The organism is Streptomyces sp. NPDC000345 (assembly GCF_042898825.1).
In the GTDB taxonomy this organism is placed as follows: domain Bacteria; phylum Actinomycetota; class Actinomycetes; order Streptomycetales; family Streptomycetaceae; genus Streptomyces.
In genome coordinates this window covers 1-17,388 of sequence record NZ_JBIAZE010000011.1, presented here as the reverse complement: position 1 = coordinate 17,388, position 17,388 = coordinate 1, and the positions used below count along the sequence as shown (strand labels likewise).

Genomic DNA, 17,388 nt, shown 5'->3' with positions numbered 1-17,388 from the left:
CAACGGCCGATGCGGACCGGGCCAAAACCCGTTGGGCGATGTCAGTGCCGGTCCGTAGGCTCGCCCGTGATGTCGACGACACGTGCAACCGCCAGGGACCGGTCCGCGGTGCGGACGTTGCTGCGCTTGTGGCCGTATGTGCGGCCGGTGCGGGTGCGGCTGTTCAGTGCCGCGTTCGTCGCGGTCGTCGCCTCCTGTGTGGGGCTGGTGATCCCCCTGGTCCTGAAGTGGATGGTGGACGGACCGGTCGCCGGGCGGGACCCCGCCGGCATCTGGCTGGGGGCGCTGTACCTGCTGCTGCTCGGCCTCCTGGAGGCCGGGCTGTTCGGGCTGCGGCGGTGGCTGGTGGCGCGGCCGCTCTCGCACGTGGAGGCGGAGATGCGGGCGGAGTTGTACCGGCATCTGCAGCGGCTGCCGGTGGCCTTCCACGACCGGTGGGCCTCGGGCCAGCTGCTGTCCCGGGCGACCACCGATCTGATGCTGCTGCGGATGTTCCTGGCCTTCCCGCTGACGTTCCTCCTGGTCAATGGCGTGACCATCGTTGTCGGTGTGATCATCATGCTGCTCCAGGACTGGTCCCTGGGGCTGGTGATCCTCGGGCCCGCCCTCCCGGTCATGGTGATGTGCGTGGTCTTCGAGCACCGGTACGCGGTCGTGGCGCGGCGCGCCCAGGACCAGGTCGGGGACCTGACGACGGTCGTCGAGGAGAGCGTGCTCGGGATCCGGATCATCAAGGGGTTCGGGCGGCACCGCAGCCAGGCGCGGGCCTTCCGCGAACTGTCGGCCACGCTGCGCGGGACCGAGCTGCGCAAGGCCCGGCTGCTGGCGACGATCTGGGCCGTCATCGTGACGCTGCCGGAGGTGGCGATCGGGGCGGCGCTGGTGCTGGGGACCGTACAGGTCGCGGACGGGGAACTGTCCGCGGGCACGCTGGTCGCCTTCCTGTCGACGGCCCTCGCGCTGCGGTGGCCCGTCGACTCCATCGGGTTCCTGCTCGCGATGAGCCAGGAGGCGGCGACGGCCACCGAGCGGTACTTCGAGGTGATGGACGAGGAGCCGGAGTCGGACGCGGTCACCGGGCCCCGGACCGCACAAGCGGTGGACGGCGACGGGCTGCGGTTCGACGGGGTCGTCTTCCGCTACCCCGACGCCGGTCCCGACACGCCCCCCACCCTCGACCGCGTCGACCTGCACATCCGGCCCGGGGAGTCGATGGCCCTGGTCGGCGCCACCGGCAGCGGCAAGACCACCCTGACCGCGCTCGTCCCCCGGCTGCACGAGGTGACCGCCGGGCGGATCACGCTCGACGGCGAGGACGTCACCGCGCTGTCCCGCGAGGAGCTGCGCGCGCGGGTCGCCGTCGCCTTCGAGGAGCCCACGCTCTTCTCGGCGAGCGTCGGGGAGAACGTGCTCATGGGAGCCGACGACGACGCCGGCGCGGCCGAACTGGAGCGGGCGCTCGAGGTCGCGCAGGCCGAGTTCGTGCACGCGCTGCCACAGGGCACCGCGACACAGGTGGGCGAGCAGGGGCTCAGCCTCTCCGGCGGGCAGCGGCAGCGGCTGGCGCTGGCCAGGGCCGTCGTGGGGAGACCGCGGTTCCTCGTGCTCGACGACCCGCTGTCCGCGCTGGACGTCCACACCGAGGCGGCCGTGGAGGCCGCGCTGCGCCACGTCCTCGCCGACACCACCGCGCTGATCGTGGCCCACCGTCCGTCCACGGTGCTCCTCGCCGACCGCGTCGCCCTGCTCTCCGGCGGCCGGATCACCGCCGTCGGCACCCATCAGGAACTGCTGCGCACCAACGCCGAGTACGCCCACCTCATGTCAGGAAACGGCCGCCAGGAGGACGACCGATGACCGCCCCCACGGCATCCCCCTCATCCTCTCCCCCCACCGACGCCCCACCGGAGGACCTGCCCCCGCGGGCCGCCGGCGACCCCTTCGACAAGGACGTCCTGCCCACCCCGCCGGGCGCCACGGGCACGCTGCTGCGTTCCCTGCTCGCCCCGATGAGGGCGCGCGTCGCCCTCACCACGCTTCTGCTGCTGCTCCAGCAGGCCGCCGTGCAGGCGGGCCCGCTGCTGGTGGCGTACGCCATCGACCGCGCCGTACCGGCGTTCCGGGACGGTGACGACGGGCCGCTGGTCGCGGTGGCCGTCGGCTATCTGGTGTGCGCGCTGGCCTCCGGCGGCCTGCAGTACACGTTCCTGATCGCGGCCGCCCGGGTCAACCAGGACGTGCTGCTCGATCTGCGCGGCCGTATCTTCCGGCACGCGCAGGCCCTCAGCGTCGACTTCCACGAGCGCTACACCTCGGGACGGCTCATCTCCCGCTCCACCACGGACGTGGAGTCCCTGCGCGAACTCCTCAACGAGGGTCTGCAGGAGCTGGTGACGGTCGTCCTCTCCTTCGTCTACATCTCGGCGATGCTGCTCTGGCTGGACCTGGAGCTGGGCGCGGTCGCGGTGGCGTCCTTCGTGCCGCTGTACGTCCTCGTGCGGACGTACCGGCGGCGCGCGGCGCGGGTCTACACGGCACGGTCCACCGCGATCGCCGCCGTGATCGTGAAGTTCGTGGAGACGATGAACGGCATCCGGCCGGTGCGCGCGTTCCGCCGCGAGGCCGTCAACGACGCAGACTTCCGGGTCCTCAACGGGCGGCACGAGCGGACGAACGGCGACGCCCTGCTGGAGATGGCCCGCTATGTCATCGGCTCGCGGCTCGTGGCCAACACCGCCGTCGCGCTGATCGTGCTGTGGGGCGCCTACCGGGTGGCCGACGGCTCGCTGGCGCTGGGTGTGCTGGCGGCGGCGGTGCTGTACCTGCGGCGGCTGTACGACCCGATCGACCGGCTCGGCATGTTCCTGAACTCGTACCAGTCGGCGGCGGCCTCGCTGGAGAAGATCGCGGGCCTGCTCGCGCAGACGCCGTCCGTGCCCGAGCCGTCCGTGCCCCGGGAGCTGCCGGCCCGGCGCGGCGGCCTCCCCGGCCGCGAGGTCGTGTTCGACGGGGTCTCCTTCGGCTACCGCACCGGCGGCGAGGTGCTGCCCCGCTTCGACCTGACGCTCCCCGCCGGGCAGACGGTCGCCGTGGTCGGCTCGACCGGCGCGGGCAAGTCCACGCTGGCCAAGCTGCTCGCCCGCTTCTACGACCCGTCCCGGGGGCGGGTCCTGCTCGACGGCGTCGACCTGCGCGACCTTCCGGTGCCCGAGCTGCGCCGCGGGGTGGTCATGGTCACGCAGGAGGCGTTCCTGTTCTCCGGCACGGTCGCCGAGAACATCGCCATCGGGCGGCCGGACGCGAGCCGGGAGGAGATCGAGCGGGCGGCGAAGGCGATCGGCGCGCACGAGTTCATCAGCGCCCTGCCCGACGGCTACGACACGGACGTCCGCAAGCGCGGCGGCCGGATCTCCGCAGGTCAGCGCCAACTCGTCGCGTTCGCCAGGGCGTTGCTCGCCGATCCGGCGGTGCTGATCCTGGACGAGGCGACCAGCTCGCTGGACGTCCCCGGAGAGCGGGCCGTACAGGCGGCGATGGCGACGGTGCTCAGGGGCCGTACGGCGGTGGTGATCGCGCACCGTCTGTCGACGGTGGAGATCGCCGACCGGGTGCTGGTGATGGAGCACGGACGGATCGTGGAGGACGGCACCCCGGCCGATCTCGTCGCGGGCACGGGCCGGTTCGCGGACCTGCACCGGGCCTGGCGGGACAGTCTGGCGTGACGGCGGTCGACGCGTACGAGGATCCCGGCACCCCGGACCGCCGCAGCGGCTGGGCCTACCTGGCCTGGCTGGTGCGGTGCCAGCCGGGGCGTGCGGTGGCCGGGGCGGTCCTGGCCAGCTGCTGGATGGTGCTGCTCGCGGCGGCGCCGTACCTGCTGTCGAAGGCGGTGGACGAGGGGCTGCGACCCGGCGGCTCGGCGGCGCTCGCGGGCTGGACGGCGGCCCTGCTGGTGGTCGGCGCGGGCAACGCCTGGGTGAGCATCATGCGGCACCGCACGATGACGCGGCTGCGGATGGACGCCTACTTCCGCACGGTCAAGGTGGTGGTGGGCCACGCGGTGCGGCTGGGGGACGCGCTGCCGCGCCGGGTGGGCGCCGGGGAGGTCGTCACGATCGGCGTGGGGGATGTGCACACCATCGCGAACGCGCTGACGGTGATCGGGCCCGGGGTCGGCTCGGTGGTCGTCTACGTCTTCGTGGCCGCTCTCCTGCTCTCCGTCTCGCCGCTGCTGGCGGCCGTCGTGCTGCTCGGGATGCCGTTGGTCGCGTTACTCGTCGGCCCGCTGATGACGCGGCTGCGGGGCGCCGAGGGCGAGTACCGGGAGCGGCAGGGGGTGCTCACCGCCCGGATCGGGGACCTCGCGGGCGGACTGCGGGTGCTCAACGGGCTGGGCGGCAAGGGCCTGGTCGCGGACGCGTTCCGGCGGGACTCGGGGCGGCTGCGGGAGCAGGGATACCGGGTGGGCGGGTCCGCCAGCTGGCTTCAGTCGCTCGGCGTGGGTCTGCCGAGGCTGTTCCTCGCCGTGGTGATCTGGCTGGCGGCCCGGCTCGCCGCCCAGGGGGAGCTGACCGTGGGCGAATTGGTGTCGGTGTACGGCTATGCGGCCGTGCTGGTCGGCCCGGTGGCGTTCCTCGTCGACATGGGTTACCAGTTCAGCCGTGGTGTCGTCGCCGCCGACCGGGTCGTACGGCTGCTGCGGCTGGAGCCCGATCCGGACACCGGCACGGTGGACGCGCCCGCCGGACCGGCGGTGCTGCACGACCCCGGGTCGGGCGTGCGGGTGGCGCCGGGCGGACTGACCGCGCTGGTCGGGGCGCGGCCGGCCGAGGTGACCGCCGTCGTCGACCGGCTCGGCCGGTACGGCCCGACCGAGGTCACCTGGGGCGGCGTGCGGCTCGATGCCGTGCCGCTGCCCCAGGTCAGGGCCCGGATCCTGGTCGCGGACCACGAGGCGGACCTGTTCGCCGGCCCCCTGCGTGAGGTGGTGGGCGGACGCCACGACCCCGGCCCGGAGCAGGTGCGCCGGGCGGTGCGGGCGGCTGCCGCCGACGATGTCGTGCAGGGGCTGGCGGAAGGGCTCGACGCCCCGGTGACCGCGCAGGGCCGCAGCCTTTCCGGCGGCCAGCGCCAGCGGGTCCGGCTGGTCCGGGCGCTGCTGGCGGACCCCGAGGTGCTGCTGGCCGTGGAGCCCACGTCGGCGCTCGACGCGCACACGGAGGCGGCGGTGGCCGAGCGGCTGCGGGCGGCCCGGACGGGCCGGACGACGGTCGTCACGACGACGTCCCCGCTCGTCCTCGACCATGCGGACACCGTGCTCTACCTGGTCGAGGGGAAGGTGGCGGCCACCGGCCGCCACCGGGAGCTGCTGCAACGGGAGCCGGGGTACCGGGAGCTGGTCGCGCGGGACACGGAGGAGGCGGCGCGGTGACGGGCGACGGGGGACGGCTGCCCGTCGCCGGCCCCGCCGGGGTGCGGCGGGCCGCGACCCGGCTGGTGCGGGCCGACGGATGGGCCGTGGCCGGGGTGGTGCTGCTCAATGCGGTGGCCGCCGGGGCGGGGCTGGCCGGTCCCTGGCTGCTGGGCCGGATCATCGACCAGGTGCGCGGCGGGCGCGGGGCCGGGGTGGTGGACCGGCTGGCCTTCGCGCTCGTGCTGTGTGCGCTGGCGCAGTTGCTCCTGGTCCGCTGGGCGCGGTACGCGGGGCACCGCTTCGGGGAACGGACGCTGGCCCGGGTGCGGGAGGAGTTCGTCGACCGGGCGCTGGCACTGCCCGCGTCGGTCGTGGAGCGGGCGGGCACCGGTGACCTGACCACGCGCGGCACCGCCGACGTGGCGGCGGTGGGCACGACCCTGCGGGACGCCGGGCCGGAGCTGCTGGTGTGCGGTGCGCAGGCGCTGTTCACGCTGGCCGCGGTGTTCGTGATCGACCCGCTGCTCGGCGCGGTCGGGGTGCTCGGGCTGACCCCGATCTGGTGCGCGCTGCGCTGGTATCTGCGCCGCGCCCGCTCGGGCTACCTCGCCCAGGGCGCGGCCGACTCGGAGGTCGCCGAGGTCCTGGCCTCGACCGCCGCCGGGGCCCGTACCGTCGAGGCGTTCCGGCTCCAGGAGCGGCGGACGGCGGCGAGCCGGGACGCGCTGGAGACCGCGCGGCGGGCCCGCTTCCACACCCTCCATCTGCGGAGCGTGTTCTTCCCGGTGGTCGAGACGTCGTACTCGCTGCCGGTGGCGGGCGTGCTGCTGCTCGGCGGCTGGCTGCACGGACGGGGCGCGCTGAGCCTGGGCGCGGTGGTGGCGGCCGCGCTGTATCTGCGGCAGTTCACCGAGCCGCTGGACCAGATCCTGGTACGGGTGGAGCAACTGCAGTCCAGCGGGGCGTCGTTCGCCCGGGTGGAGGGGCTGGCGGGGGCGCCCGCGACGGAGAGGGAGGGCGGCGGCCCCGCTCCGGCGGACGACCGGATCGACGTGACCGGGGTGCGGTACGCCTACGAGCGCGGCGGTGAGGTGCTGCGCGGGGTGGATCTCACCGTGCGGCCCGGGGAGCGGCTCGCGGTGGTCGGCCCGTCCGGCGCGGGCAAGACGACGCTGAGCCGGCTGCTCGCGGGTGTGGACGCGCCGAGCGCGGGCCGGGTGACGGTGGGCGGGGTGCCGGTCGCGGATCTGGCGCCGGAGACGCTGCGCCGGCAGGTGGTCCTGGTGACCCAGGAGCATCACGTGTTCATCGGCACGGTCCGCGAGAACCTGCTGATCGCCGAACCGGCCGCGACGGACGACGCGGTGTGGGCGGCGCTGGCCGCGGTCGGCGCCGACGGCTGGGTGCGGGAGCTGCCGGGCGGTCTCGACGCCGTACTGGGCGCCTCCGGTCGCCGTACGGACGGCTCGCAGGCGCAGCAGCTCGCCCTGGCCCGGGTGGTGCTGGCCGACCCGCACACACTGATCCTGGACGAGGCGACGGCCCTGCTGGACCCGACGACCGCCCGGCACACCGAGCACGCCCTGGCCGCGGTGCTGCGGGGGCGTACGGTCATCGCGATCGCGCACCGGCTGCACACCGCGCACGACGCGGACCGGGTGGCGGTGATGGAGGACGGCCGGCTCACCGAACTCGGCGCGCACGAGGAGCTGGTGGCGGCGGACGGGGCGTACGCGGCGCTGTGGCGGACATGGCACGGGGAGCCGCGGCGGGGTTAGGAAGATCCCTCTTGTCCGTATACCGAACATGAACTCCCGGACAACGGACCGTTTCCGGCCAACTTTCTGACGCGCTCCTGACAGACAGCGCAATCCACTGCCACTCTTCCCTCTGCTACTTCACAGCAACCCCACAGCTTCACCGTTCTGCGTACCGCCCTTGTCGTGCCGGACGGCTCACCCGCCGGCCGGTCTCCCCAGGCCGCGTGATCCGCGGCCGCGCAGAAGGAGTCAGTGTTGAGAAGCAGTTCCTCTCGCAGACGCACCTCCCACACCCCGTACCGCAAGGCCGCGGCCGTCGCCCTCGTCGGCGTCTCCGCGCTGATCGCCACCGCCGTGCAGTCCGGTGCCGCGACCGCCGCCCCGGAGAAGGCACCGCAGGCGTCGGGCAGGGCCAACCCGGGCGCCGAGTCGGTGCGTCTGACCCCCGCCCAGCGCGCCGCGCTGATACGCGAGGCGAACGCCGGCAAGGCGGCGACCGCCAAGGAGCTGGGCCTGGGCGCCAAGGAGGCGCTCGTCGTCCGTGACGTCGTCAAGGACGCCGACGGCACCGTCCACACCCGCTACGAGCGCACCTATGCCGGCCTGCCGGTCCTCGGCGGCGACCTGGTCGTCGAGACCGCGAAGTCCGGCGCCACCGAGGGCGTCACCAAGGCCACCCGCGCCGCCGTCAAGGTCGCCTCGCTCACGCCCGCCGTCGCCGCGGCGAAGGCGGAGAAGCAGGCGCTGACCCTGGCGAAGGCCGACGGCGCCGAGAAGGCGGCCACCAACCGCGCCCCGCGCAAGGTGGTCTGGGCGGCGAACGGCACCCCGGTGCTGGCGTACGAGACGGTCGTCGGCGGCCTCCAGGAGGACGGCACCCCGAACGAGCTGCACGTCATCACCGACGCCACCACCGGCAAGAAGCTCTACGAGTACCAGGGCATCGAGACCGGCACCGGCAACACCATGTACAGCGGCACGGTGACGCTGGGGACCACGCAGTCCGGGTCGACGTACAACCTGACCGACGGGGCACGCGGCAGCCACAAGACGTACAACCTCAACCGGGGCACCTCCGGCACCGGCACGCTCTTCTCCGGCTCCGACGACGTCTGGGGCAACGGCGCGGCGTCCAACACGGAGACCGCGGGCGCCGACGCCCACTACGGCGCGGCCCTGACCTGGGACTACTACAAGAACGTGCACGGACGCAGCGGTATCCGCGGCGACGGCGTGGGCGCGTACTCCCGGGTCCACTACGGCAACGCGTACGTCAACGCGTTCTGGTCGGACAGCTGCTTCTGCATGACGTACGGCGACGGCTCGGGCAACACCCACCCGCTGACGTCGATCGACGTGGCCGGCCACGAGATGACGCACGGCGTCACCTCCAACACCGCGGGCCTGAACTACTCCGGCGAGTCCGGCGGCCTCAACGAGGCGACCTCGGACATCTTCGGCACCTCCGTGGAGTTCTACGCGCAGAACTCCTCGGACGTCGGTGACTACCTCATCGGCGAGGAGATCGACATCAACGGCGACGGCACGCCGCTGCGGTACATGGACAAGCCGAGCAAGGACGGCGCGTCGAAGGACAGCTGGTACTCCGGTATCGGCTCGGTCGACGTGCACTACTCGTCCGGGCCGGCGAACCACTTCTTCTACCTGCTGAGCGAGGGCAGCGGCACCAAGACCATCAACGGTGTCACCTACAACTCGTCGACCGCGGACGGCCTTCCGGTCACCGGCATCGGCCGGGACAAGGCGGAGAAGATCTGGTTCCGCGCGCTGACCACGAAGTTCACCTCGACCACCAACTACGCGGCGGCGCGCACGGGCACGCTGGCGGCGGCCGGTGAGCTGTACGGCACCACCTCCGCCGAGTACAAGGCGGTGCAGGACGCGTGGGCGGGCGTCGCGGTCGGCTCGCGCTCGGACGGCGGCGGTGGCGGTGGCGGCACCTCCTTCGAGAACACCGCCGACGTATCGATTCCGGACAACGGGGCGGCGGTCACCTCGCCGATCACCGTGTCCGGCCGGACGGGCAACGCGCCCTCGAACCTCGCGGTGGCGGTCAACATCGTCCACACCTACATCGGTGACCTCCAGGTGCAGCTGATCGCCCCGGACGGCACGGCGTACACGCTGAAGGCGTACGGCACCGGTGGGAGCACGGACAACATCAACACCACGTACACGGTGAACGCCTCCTCCGAAGTCGCCAACGGAGTCTGGCAGTTGAAGGTCCAGGACAACGCGGCGGTGGACACCGGCTACATCAACAGCTGGAAGCTCACCTTCCCGTAGGCCGCACGGCCCACGCACGGCGCCGTCCCGGAGGGATCACCTCTCCGGGGCGGCGCCCCCCTTTTTTGCCGGTCGCTTACCCGCCGCCTGTTGGGCCTTTACCGAGGTCAACTCCGTTTACATTCCGGCAATGTTCACCCGACAGTCGACTTTCAGCCAACATCACTTCGGGGTCCTGACATGTACGCGACCTTGATGCCAGGCTTCCGTCCAACCGCCGCACAACTTCACCACCGCTCCGGCCGGCATCCCCACGCCGCCCGGGCACCCCCACATCCAAGGAGCTTGTGTGACCTCCCTCTACGCGCGTCACAAGCGCACCACTCTGGCCATCGCCACCGCCGTCGCGGCCGGAGCCCTGGTCACCACCGGACTGACCTCCGGTGCCGTCGCCGCCCCGACCGCCGCGGACGCCGGCGCCAAGCCCCTGGCCGTCCCGACCGCGCTGTCCACGTCCGCCCGCACCGCCCTGATCAAGGACAAGCAGGCCGACGCGACCGCGACCGCGCAGGAGATAGGTCTGGGCGCCAAGGAGAAGCTGGTCGTCCGGGACGTCGTCAAGGACGCGGACGGCACCCTCCACACGCGCTACGAGCGGACCTACGCGGGCCTGCCGGTGCTCGGCGGCGACCTCGTCGTCCACGAGTCGGCCGCGGGTGCGAACAAGGGCGTCACCAAGGCGACGAAGGCCACCATCAAGGTCGCCTCGCTCACGCCCGCCGTCACCGCCGCCAAGGCGGAGAAGCAGGCCCTGACCGTCGCCAAGGACGCCGGCTCGGCCAAGACCGAGGCCGACAACGCCCCCCGCAAGGTGATCTGGGCGGGCAACGGCAGCAAGCCGGTCCTCGCCTACGAGACGGTCGTCGGCGGCCTCCAGGAGGACGGCACCCCGAACGAGCTGCACGTCATCACCGACGCGGCCACCGGCAAGAAGCTGTACGAGTACCAGGGCATCGAGACCGGCACCGGCAAGAGCCTGTACTCCGGCACGGTGACGCTCGGCACGTACCTCTCGGGCTCGACGTACCAGCTGTACGACACCTCGCGCGGCGGCCACAAGACGTACAACAAGGCCCACGGCACGTCCTCCTCGGCCGGCACGCTGTTCACCGACGCCGACGACACGTGGGGCACCGGCGCGGCCTCCAGCTCGACCACCGACCAGACCGCGGCCGTCGACGCCGCGTACGGCGCGCAGGTCACCTGGGACTTCTACAAGAGCACCTTCGGCCGCAGCGGCATCAAGAACAACGGCGTGGCCGCGTACTCCCGCGTCCACTACGGCAACCAGTACGTCAACGCGTTCTGGGACGACAGCTGCTTCTGCATGACGTACGGCGACGGCGAGGGCAACACCAGCCCGCTCACCTCGCTGGACGTGGCCGGCCACGAGATGACCCACGGCGTCACCTCCAACACCGCGGGCCTGAACTACTCCGGCGAGTCCGGCGGCCTCAACGAGGCGACCTCCGACATCTTCGGCACCGCCGTGGAGTTCTACGCGGCCAACTCCAAGGACGTCGGCGACTACCTCATCGGCGAGAAGATCGACATCAACGGCGACGGCACCCCGCTGCGCTACATGGACCAGCCGAGCAAGGACGGCGGATCGGCCAACTACTGGTCGTCCTCGCTGAAGAACCTGGACGTGCACTACTCGTCCGGCCCGGCGAACCACTTCTTCTACCTGCTGTCCGAGGGCAGCGGCAGCAAGACCATCAACGGGGTGACCTACAACTCGCCCACCTACAACAGCTCCACCATCACCGGCATCGGCCGCGCCAAGGCCGTGCAGATCTGGTACAAGGCGCTGACCGAGTACATGACGTCGACCACCACCTACTCGGGCGCCCGCACGGCGACCCTGAGCGCGGCGTCGGCCCTGTACGGCTCCAGCAGCACCGAGTACGCGACGGTGAAGGCGGCCTGGACGGCGGTCAACGTCAGCTAGTCCTGTTTCAGGTGATGGGGCGGTACCCGGGACGAAGGCAGCCCCGGGTACCGCCCTACCCTTGTCTCCCATGCCCCCCAAGGACTTCACGTACGACGACGTCGGCGCGACCCGCGACCGCCCCGGCTTCAGCCCGCCCGGCTTCCGCTCCCTGCACGTCCGCACCCGCCTGGGCGAGGGCCACGACCTCTTCTCCCGCGCCGCGGAGGCGGTCATGACCTGGGAGATGCACCGGGCGATGGGCGTCGGCGTCGAGACCTCGGCACAGCGTGCGGCGCCCGGCGTGGACGTCACGATCACCCTGGCCGGACTGATCAAGGCCCCCTGCCGGGTGGTGTGGACGGCGGAGGAGCCGAGGCGGGCGGGCTGGGCCTACGGCACCCTTTCCGGCCATCCGGAGAGCGGCGAGGAGTCCTTCGTCGTCGACCGCACGGGCGACGGCACGGTCTGGCTGACGGTGTCGGCATTCAGCCGCGCGGCCAAGTGGTACACCCGGGCGGGCGGTCCGGCGACGCGCGGACTGCAGCAGGCGTACGCCCGCAAGTGCGGAGCCGTACTGCGCCGGCTGGCCACGGCCCCGGAGAAGTCGCCCTGAGCCACACCGCTCCCGCCTCCCCCGAAGGAGTGAACGCTGCCGGATCGGCCGGACAACGGGCCCCCGACCCCGCCTAGGTTGCGCACATGCCGACAACTCTGATGACGGACGAAGCGGGGACATGAGCGCGGACGTCCTCTTCCAGGAGCATCTGAGCGCGCTCTTCCCCGCCGCGCTCCGGGGCCAGGAGCCGGCGGGGGTCGATCTGGTGCTGCTGGACGTGTCCATCGCCGGGTGCGTGTCCGTCTGGCAGAACAACGGCGGCTCCCTCGACGCCGGGCGGCTGCGGATGCTGCGCGCGTGCCTGACGGATCTGGACCGGGCACTGCCGCTGCTCACCGACGCCGAGGGAATCCGCTACTTCGAACGACTGCGCCGCCTGGCCGTCACCGCGTCGGCCTGACGGCGGAGCCCGACCGGCGACAGGGCCTAGCGCATCAGCAGTCCCGCGCCCTCGGCCCCGTCCTCCGTGGGCGTGGTCACCACCCCCAGCTCCGCGCCGGAGGAGAGCAGCCGGTGGGCCGGGAGGATGCGGACCGTGTAGCCGAAGGGGCCCGTGCGGTCCAGGGACAGGGGACCCTCGTAGAGCCAGCGGCCCTCCAGGTCGGGGCCGGACGCCGCTTTCAGCGGGACCGCGGCCGCGTCCGTGATGCGGTCCTCCTCGTCGACGCGGCCGGAGACCGCCTGCACCTCGACGTCCTCGGGGGCCAGTTCCCCGAGGCCCACCCGCACCCGCAGGGCGAGCGTGGTGCCGAGCTCCGCCGTGGTCGTGGCGACCGACGTCTCCACGTGGTCGACCGTCACGGAGTGCCAGGCGGCCCGCACCCTCGCCTTCCAGGCGGCCAGTTCGCGGGCGGTGTCCGGGCTCATGACGCGGTGGGCCTGGGCGGCGGGGGCGTAGAGGCGGTCGACGTACTCGCGGACCATCCGGCCGGCCAGGACCTTGGGACCGAGGAGGGTGAGGGTCTGGCGGACCATCTCGATCCAGCGGTCGGGCAGGCCCGCCCGGCCGCGCTCGTAGAAGCGGGGCGTGATGCGCTGCTCCAGCAGGTCGTACAGGGCGGCCGCCTCGATGTCGTCGCGGCGGTCGGGATCGGTGCCGGCGCCGTCGGCCGTGGGGATCGCCCAGCCGAAGTCGGGCTGGAACCACTCGTCCCACCAGCCGTCCAGGACCGAGAGGTTGAGGCAGCCGTTCAGCGCCGCCTTCATGCCGGACGTGCCGCACGCCTCCAGCGGGCGCAGCGGGTTGTTCAGCCAGATGTCGCAGCCGGGGTACAGCTTCTGCGCCATCGCCATGCCGTAGTCGGGGAGGAAGACGATGCGGTGGCGCACGCGCGGGTCGTCGGCGAACCGGACCAGCTCCTGGACCAGGCGCTTGCCGCCGTCGTCCGCCGGGTGCGCCTTGCCCGCCACCACGATCTGGATCGGACGGGTCGGGTGCAGCAGCAGCTCCATCAGCCGGTCGCGGTCGCGCAGCATGAGCGTCAGCCGCTTGTACGACGGCACCCTGCGCGCGAACCCGATGGTGAGGACGTCGGGGTCCAGGACCCCGTCGATCCAGCCCAGTTCCGCCGTCCCCGCGCCCCGCTGCCGCCAGGACGCCCGCAGCCGCTCCCGCACCTCCACCACCAACTGCTCGCGCAGGACGCGTCGCAGGTCCCAGATGTCCTGGTCGGAGATGTCGGCGACGGCGTCCCAGCGGTCGCCGTCGCCCACGGCCAGCGCGTCCTCGGCGCGCTGCGGGCCCACCTGGCGGGCGCCGAGCCGCAGCACCTCGGGGGCCACCCAGGTCGGGGCGTGCACGCCGTTGGTGACGGAGGTGATGGGCACCTCGTCGGGGTCGAAGCCGGGCCAGAGGCCGGAGAACATCTCCCGGCTGACGTGACCGTGCAGCAGTGACACGCCGTTGGCCCGCTGGGCCAGGCGAAGGCCCATCACCGCCATGTTGAAGAGGTTCGGCTCGCCCCCCGGGTACGTCTCCATGCCGAGGCGCAGGATCCGGTCGACGTCCATGCGGGGGAGTTCGGCGTCCGGGCCGAAGTGGCGGGCGACGAGCTCGCGGTCGAAGCGGTCGATGCCGGCCGGGACGGGGGTGTGGGTGGTGAAGACGGTGCCCGCCCGCACCGCTTCCAGGGCCGGGTCGAAGTCCAGTCCGCCGTCGCAGAGTTCGGCGATGCGCTCCAGGCCGAGGAAGCCCGCGTGGCCCTCGTTGGTGTGGAACACCTCGGGCGGGGCGTGGCCGGTGAGGCGGCAGTACGTCCGTACCGCCCGGACACCTCCTATGCCGAGCAGCATCTCCTGGAGCAGCCGGTGCTCGCTGCCGCCGCCGTAGAGCCGGTCGGTCACCCCGCGTTCGCCGAAGTCGTTCTCCTCCACGTCCGAGTCGAGCATCAGCAGGGGGACGCGGCCGACCTGGGCCAGCCAGATCCGGGCGCGCAGCGACCTTCCGCCGGGCAGGGCGAGGGAGACCTGGGCGGGTGTGCCGTCGTCCTCCCTGAGCAGGGTCACGGGCAGTTCGTTGGGGTCGAGGACGGGATAGTGCTCCTGCTGCCAGCCGTCGCGGGAGAGGGTCTGGCGGAAGTAACCGTGGCGGTACAGGAGTCCCACACCGATCAGCGGAACGCCCAGGTCGCTGGCCGCCTTCAGATGGTCCCCGGCGAGGATGCCGAGGCCGCCCGAGTACTGGGGCAGGGCAGCCGTGATGCCGAACTCGGGCGAGAAGTAGGCGACGGCGGACGGGAGTTCGGCGGCGGCGGTCTGGTTCTGGTACCAGCGGTCGCCGGTCACGTAGTCGTGCAGGTCGTCGACGGCGGCGGTCAGCCGGCGCAGGAACCGGCGGTCCTCGGCCAGCTCGGCGAGGCGCGCCGGACGCACGCTGCCGAGCAGCCGCACCGGGTCACCGTCCGAGGCGGCCCAGCGCTCGGGATCGACGGACTGGAAGAGTTCACGGGTGTCCGCGTGCCATGACCAGCGCAGATTGCGGGCCAGGTCACTGAGCGGCCGGAGGGGTTCGGGGAGAAGGGGTCGGACGGTGAATCGACGGATCGCCTTCACATTCCACCTCGGCGTGGCGCGTTCGCTGGATGGACGTACGGCTGTGTACGTCCGGTCATCCAGAACCGTACCGGTGTTGCCCTCGCCCCCGCCGGAGGCTTCCCGAGACGGGCCGGATCACACAAACCGGCGATATGGCCGATTCACCATCCTCAGGCCACCTTGTGACACTTCACCCCGCACGAGAGGCTGCCCTGAGTCGAGGAGGGGAACGCCACACCATGGCACGGACGCGTACACGGCGTCTGCGCCGGGCGGGGGGCCTGACCACGGTCGTCACGACCATGGTCCTTTCGGCCGTCGGCACGCCCGCGCACGCCGTACCGGAGGGGAAGATACTCGGCGCCGGTCCGTCCGGCTCCGTCGGCGACAGCTACCTCGTCACGCTGAAGGGGGGAGCGCAGGGGGGCGTGCGGGCCTCGTCCGCGGCCGGGCGGCGGCTCGTCTCCTCGTACGGGGCGAGAATCAGCCACACCTACGGCACGGTTCTCAACGGCTTCGCCGTGGAGGCCGACCGCGGACAGGCCCGCCGGCTCGCGGCCGACCCCCGTGTCGCCTCGGTCGTCCAGGACACCCGGGTGTCCGCGGACGCCGCTCCGAGGCGCCCGCCGCCCTGGGGACTGGACCGCGTCGACCAGCCGGGCCTGCCGCTGGACGCCGCCTATCGCGCCCCGAAGTCCGCGGGCGCCGGGGTGACCGTGTACGTCATCGACACCGGGATCCGGATCACCCACGAGGAGTTCGGCGGGCGGGCGAGCTACGGCTGGGACTTCGTCGACGGCGACCGCACCGCCGCCGACGGCAACGGGCACGGCACCCATGTCGCCGGCGTCGTGGCGGGCGGGAACGTCGGTGTCGCCAAGAAGGCGAAGGTGGTCGCCGTACGGGTCCTCGACGACGCGGGCGCGGGCACCACCGCGCGGGTCGTCGCCGGCATCGACTGGGTCACCCGGCACGCCCGCAAGCCCGCGGTCGCCAACCTCAGCCTGGGCGGCCCGTACAACGCCCAGCTCGACGCGGCCGTCCGCGCCTCCATCAGGTCCGGCGTCACCTACGTCGTCGCCGCGGGCAACGGGGGGCGTGCCGCTGCCCTCTCGTCCCCCGCCGACGTGCGGGAAGCCCTCACGGTCGGCGCCACCGACCGCGGGGACGCACGGGCCGCCTTCTCCAACTACGGGTCGGCCGTCGACCTGTTCGCGCCGGGTGTGTCGGTCACCTCCGCCTCGTGCACGAGCGACAGCGGCCGCGCCACTTCCTCCGGTACGTCGACGGCGGCACCGCACGCGGCCGGCGCGGCCGCCCTGTATCTCGCCGATCACCCGAAAGCCACGCCCGCCCGGGTCGGGGGCGCACTGGTCGCGGGCGCGGTGAACGGCAAGGTCTCCCGTCGGGGAGCCGGTTCGCCGGACAAATTCCTTCAGGTACCGCCCTACAAGTGACGGACCATCGCGACCGGCTCCGTTCGTCCTGAACGGGGCCGGTCTTGTGCGTAGACATACGCACGAGTAGTTAACAAAGTGCCGGAATGCTCACCCGTTCAGGGTGGGAAGGCTCCCCCGGTACTCGACCCCACATCCATCCGCCCACCCTCGTTGATGCGGACAGGAGCGGTCATGCCCGCCACGCACCACTCGTCAGCACCCCCGACACCCCGTTCCGAGGCGACCGAAGCACCCGAAGCACCTCCCGAGCGTCCCGCCGACACCGGTCCCCCCGCCGCGGAGCGATCCTCCGCCGGCGCCGCCACCGCCGTCGGACGCATCCCGGTCCTCGACGTCCGACCCCTCGTCCAGCAGGGGCGCCGGCCTGCGAAGGCGGTCACCGGCGAGACGTTCGAGGTCTCGGCGACCGTGTTCCGCGAGGGACACGACGCCGTCGCAGCCAACGTCGTACTGAGGGATCCCGACGGCCGCCCCGGCCCCTGGACCCCGATGCGCGAACTCGCCCCCGGCACCGACCGCTGGGGCGCCGACGTCACCCCGGACGCGCCGGGACTGTGGACGTACGGCGTGGAGGCCTGGAGCGACCCGGTCGGCACCTGGCGCCACCACGCGCAGATCAAGATCCCGGCGGGGATGGACACCGAACTGGTCCTGGAGGAGGGCGCGCGGCTGTACGAGCGGGCGCTGGCCGGAGTGCCGAAGGGGGGTGGGAAACGAGCCGTTCTCCGTACGGCCGTCGCCGCCCTGCGGGACGAGAACCGGCCGTCGGCCGCCCGTCTGGCGGCGGCGCTGACGCCGGAGGTGGAGGCGGTCCTGGCCCGGTATCCGCTGCGGGAACTGGTCACCGCCTCCGAGCCGCTGCCGCT

At 72.6% G+C, this 17,388-nt stretch carries 11 protein-coding genes; 10 read left to right on the top strand and 1 reads right to left on the bottom strand.

What is annotated here, in order from left to right; genetic code table 11:
- Positions 1-69: 69 nt before the first annotated feature.
- From ACFY30_RS25420 to ACFY30_RS25385, 8 genes are all read left to right on the top strand, one after another.
- Positions 70-1,857 carry an ABC transporter ATP-binding protein gene (locus tag ACFY30_RS25420; RefSeq protein WP_390847448.1) on the top strand — a complete coding sequence of 596 codons (1,788 nt, stop codon included), beginning with the start codon at positions 70-72 and terminating at the stop codon, positions 1,855-1,857.
- Entirely contained in the window at positions 1,854-3,722 is a 1,869-nt protein-coding gene (locus tag ACFY30_RS25415; RefSeq protein ID WP_390847447.1) for an ABC transporter ATP-binding protein, read from the top strand. Before ACFY30_RS25420 ends, ACFY30_RS25415 begins: the two co-directional genes overlap by 4 nt.
- Entirely contained in the window at positions 3,719-5,431 is a 1,713-nt protein-coding gene (locus tag ACFY30_RS25410) for an ABC transporter transmembrane domain-containing protein (RefSeq protein WP_390847446.1), read from the top strand. The genes ACFY30_RS25415 and ACFY30_RS25410 overlap by 4 nt, the downstream gene beginning before the upstream one ends.
- Positions 5,428-7,191 (top strand): ABC transporter ATP-binding protein, encoded by a 1,764-nt coding sequence (locus ACFY30_RS25405; protein WP_390847445.1) that lies wholly within the window; start codon positions 5,428-5,430, stop codon positions 7,189-7,191. Before ACFY30_RS25410 ends, ACFY30_RS25405 begins: the two co-directional genes overlap by 4 nt.
- A gap of 237 nt (positions 7,192-7,428) precedes the next feature.
- Positions 7,429-9,480, top strand: coding sequence for a M4 family metallopeptidase (locus tag ACFY30_RS25400; protein WP_390847444.1), 2,052 nt, complete (start codon positions 7,429-7,431; stop codon positions 9,478-9,480).
- 289 nt (positions 9,481-9,769) lie between these two features.
- The gene (locus ACFY30_RS25395) at positions 9,770-11,431 is read left to right on the top strand and encodes a M4 family metallopeptidase (RefSeq protein ID WP_390847443.1); all 1,662 of its coding nucleotides are present in this window, start codon (positions 9,770-9,772) and stop codon (positions 11,429-11,431) included.
- Positions 11,432-11,501: 70 nt separating this feature from the next.
- Positions 11,502-12,026: a DUF1990 family protein gene (locus ACFY30_RS25390; RefSeq protein ID WP_390847442.1), complete on the top strand. Its 525-nt coding sequence runs from the start codon at positions 11,502-11,504 to the stop codon at positions 12,024-12,026.
- 121 nt (positions 12,027-12,147) lie between these two features.
- The gene (locus tag ACFY30_RS25385; RefSeq protein ID WP_390847441.1) at positions 12,148-12,429 is read left to right on the top strand and encodes a hypothetical protein; all 282 of its coding nucleotides are present in this window, start codon (positions 12,148-12,150) and stop codon (positions 12,427-12,429) included.
- Positions 12,430-12,455: 26 nt separating this feature from the next.
- On the opposite strand, the gene ACFY30_RS25380 is transcribed toward ACFY30_RS25385, so the two are convergent.
- Positions 12,456-15,080, bottom strand: a complete 2,625-nt coding sequence (locus ACFY30_RS25380; protein WP_390847440.1) for a glycosyltransferase family 1 protein — start codon at positions 15,078-15,080, stop codon at positions 12,456-12,458.
- A 221-nt stretch (positions 15,081-15,301) separates the two neighbouring features.
- Between ACFY30_RS25380 and ACFY30_RS25375 the strand changes: the two genes are divergently transcribed.
- Positions 15,302-16,519 carry a S8 family peptidase gene (locus ACFY30_RS25375; RefSeq protein WP_390847439.1) on the top strand — a complete coding sequence of 406 codons (1,218 nt, stop codon included), beginning with the start codon at positions 15,302-15,304 and terminating at the stop codon, positions 16,517-16,519.
- Between the two features lie 174 nt (positions 16,520-16,693).
- Positions 16,694-17,388: maltotransferase domain-containing protein (locus tag ACFY30_RS25370; RefSeq protein ID WP_390847438.1), on the top strand; the 695-nt coding region annotated here is incomplete at its 3' end.

Bases quoted from the DNA above. Each gene is read 5' to 3' on its own strand.
- ACFY30_RS25420 (WP_390847448.1), top strand. From the start codon at position 70: ATGTCGACGACACGTGCAACCGCCAGGGACCGGTCCGCGGTGCGGACG.
- ACFY30_RS25415 (WP_390847447.1), top strand. From the start codon at position 1,854: ATGACCGCCCCCACGGCATCCCCCTCATCCTCTCCCCCCACCGACGCC.
- ACFY30_RS25390 (WP_390847442.1), top strand. From the start codon at position 11,502: ATGCCCCCCAAGGACTTCACGTACGACGACGTCGGCGCGACCCGCGAC.
- ACFY30_RS25385 (WP_390847441.1), top strand. From the start codon at position 12,148: ATGAGCGCGGACGTCCTCTTCCAGGAGCATCTGAGCGCGCTCTTCCCC.
- ACFY30_RS25375 (WP_390847439.1), top strand. From the start codon at position 15,302: ATGGCACGGACGCGTACACGGCGTCTGCGCCGGGCGGGGGGCCTGACC.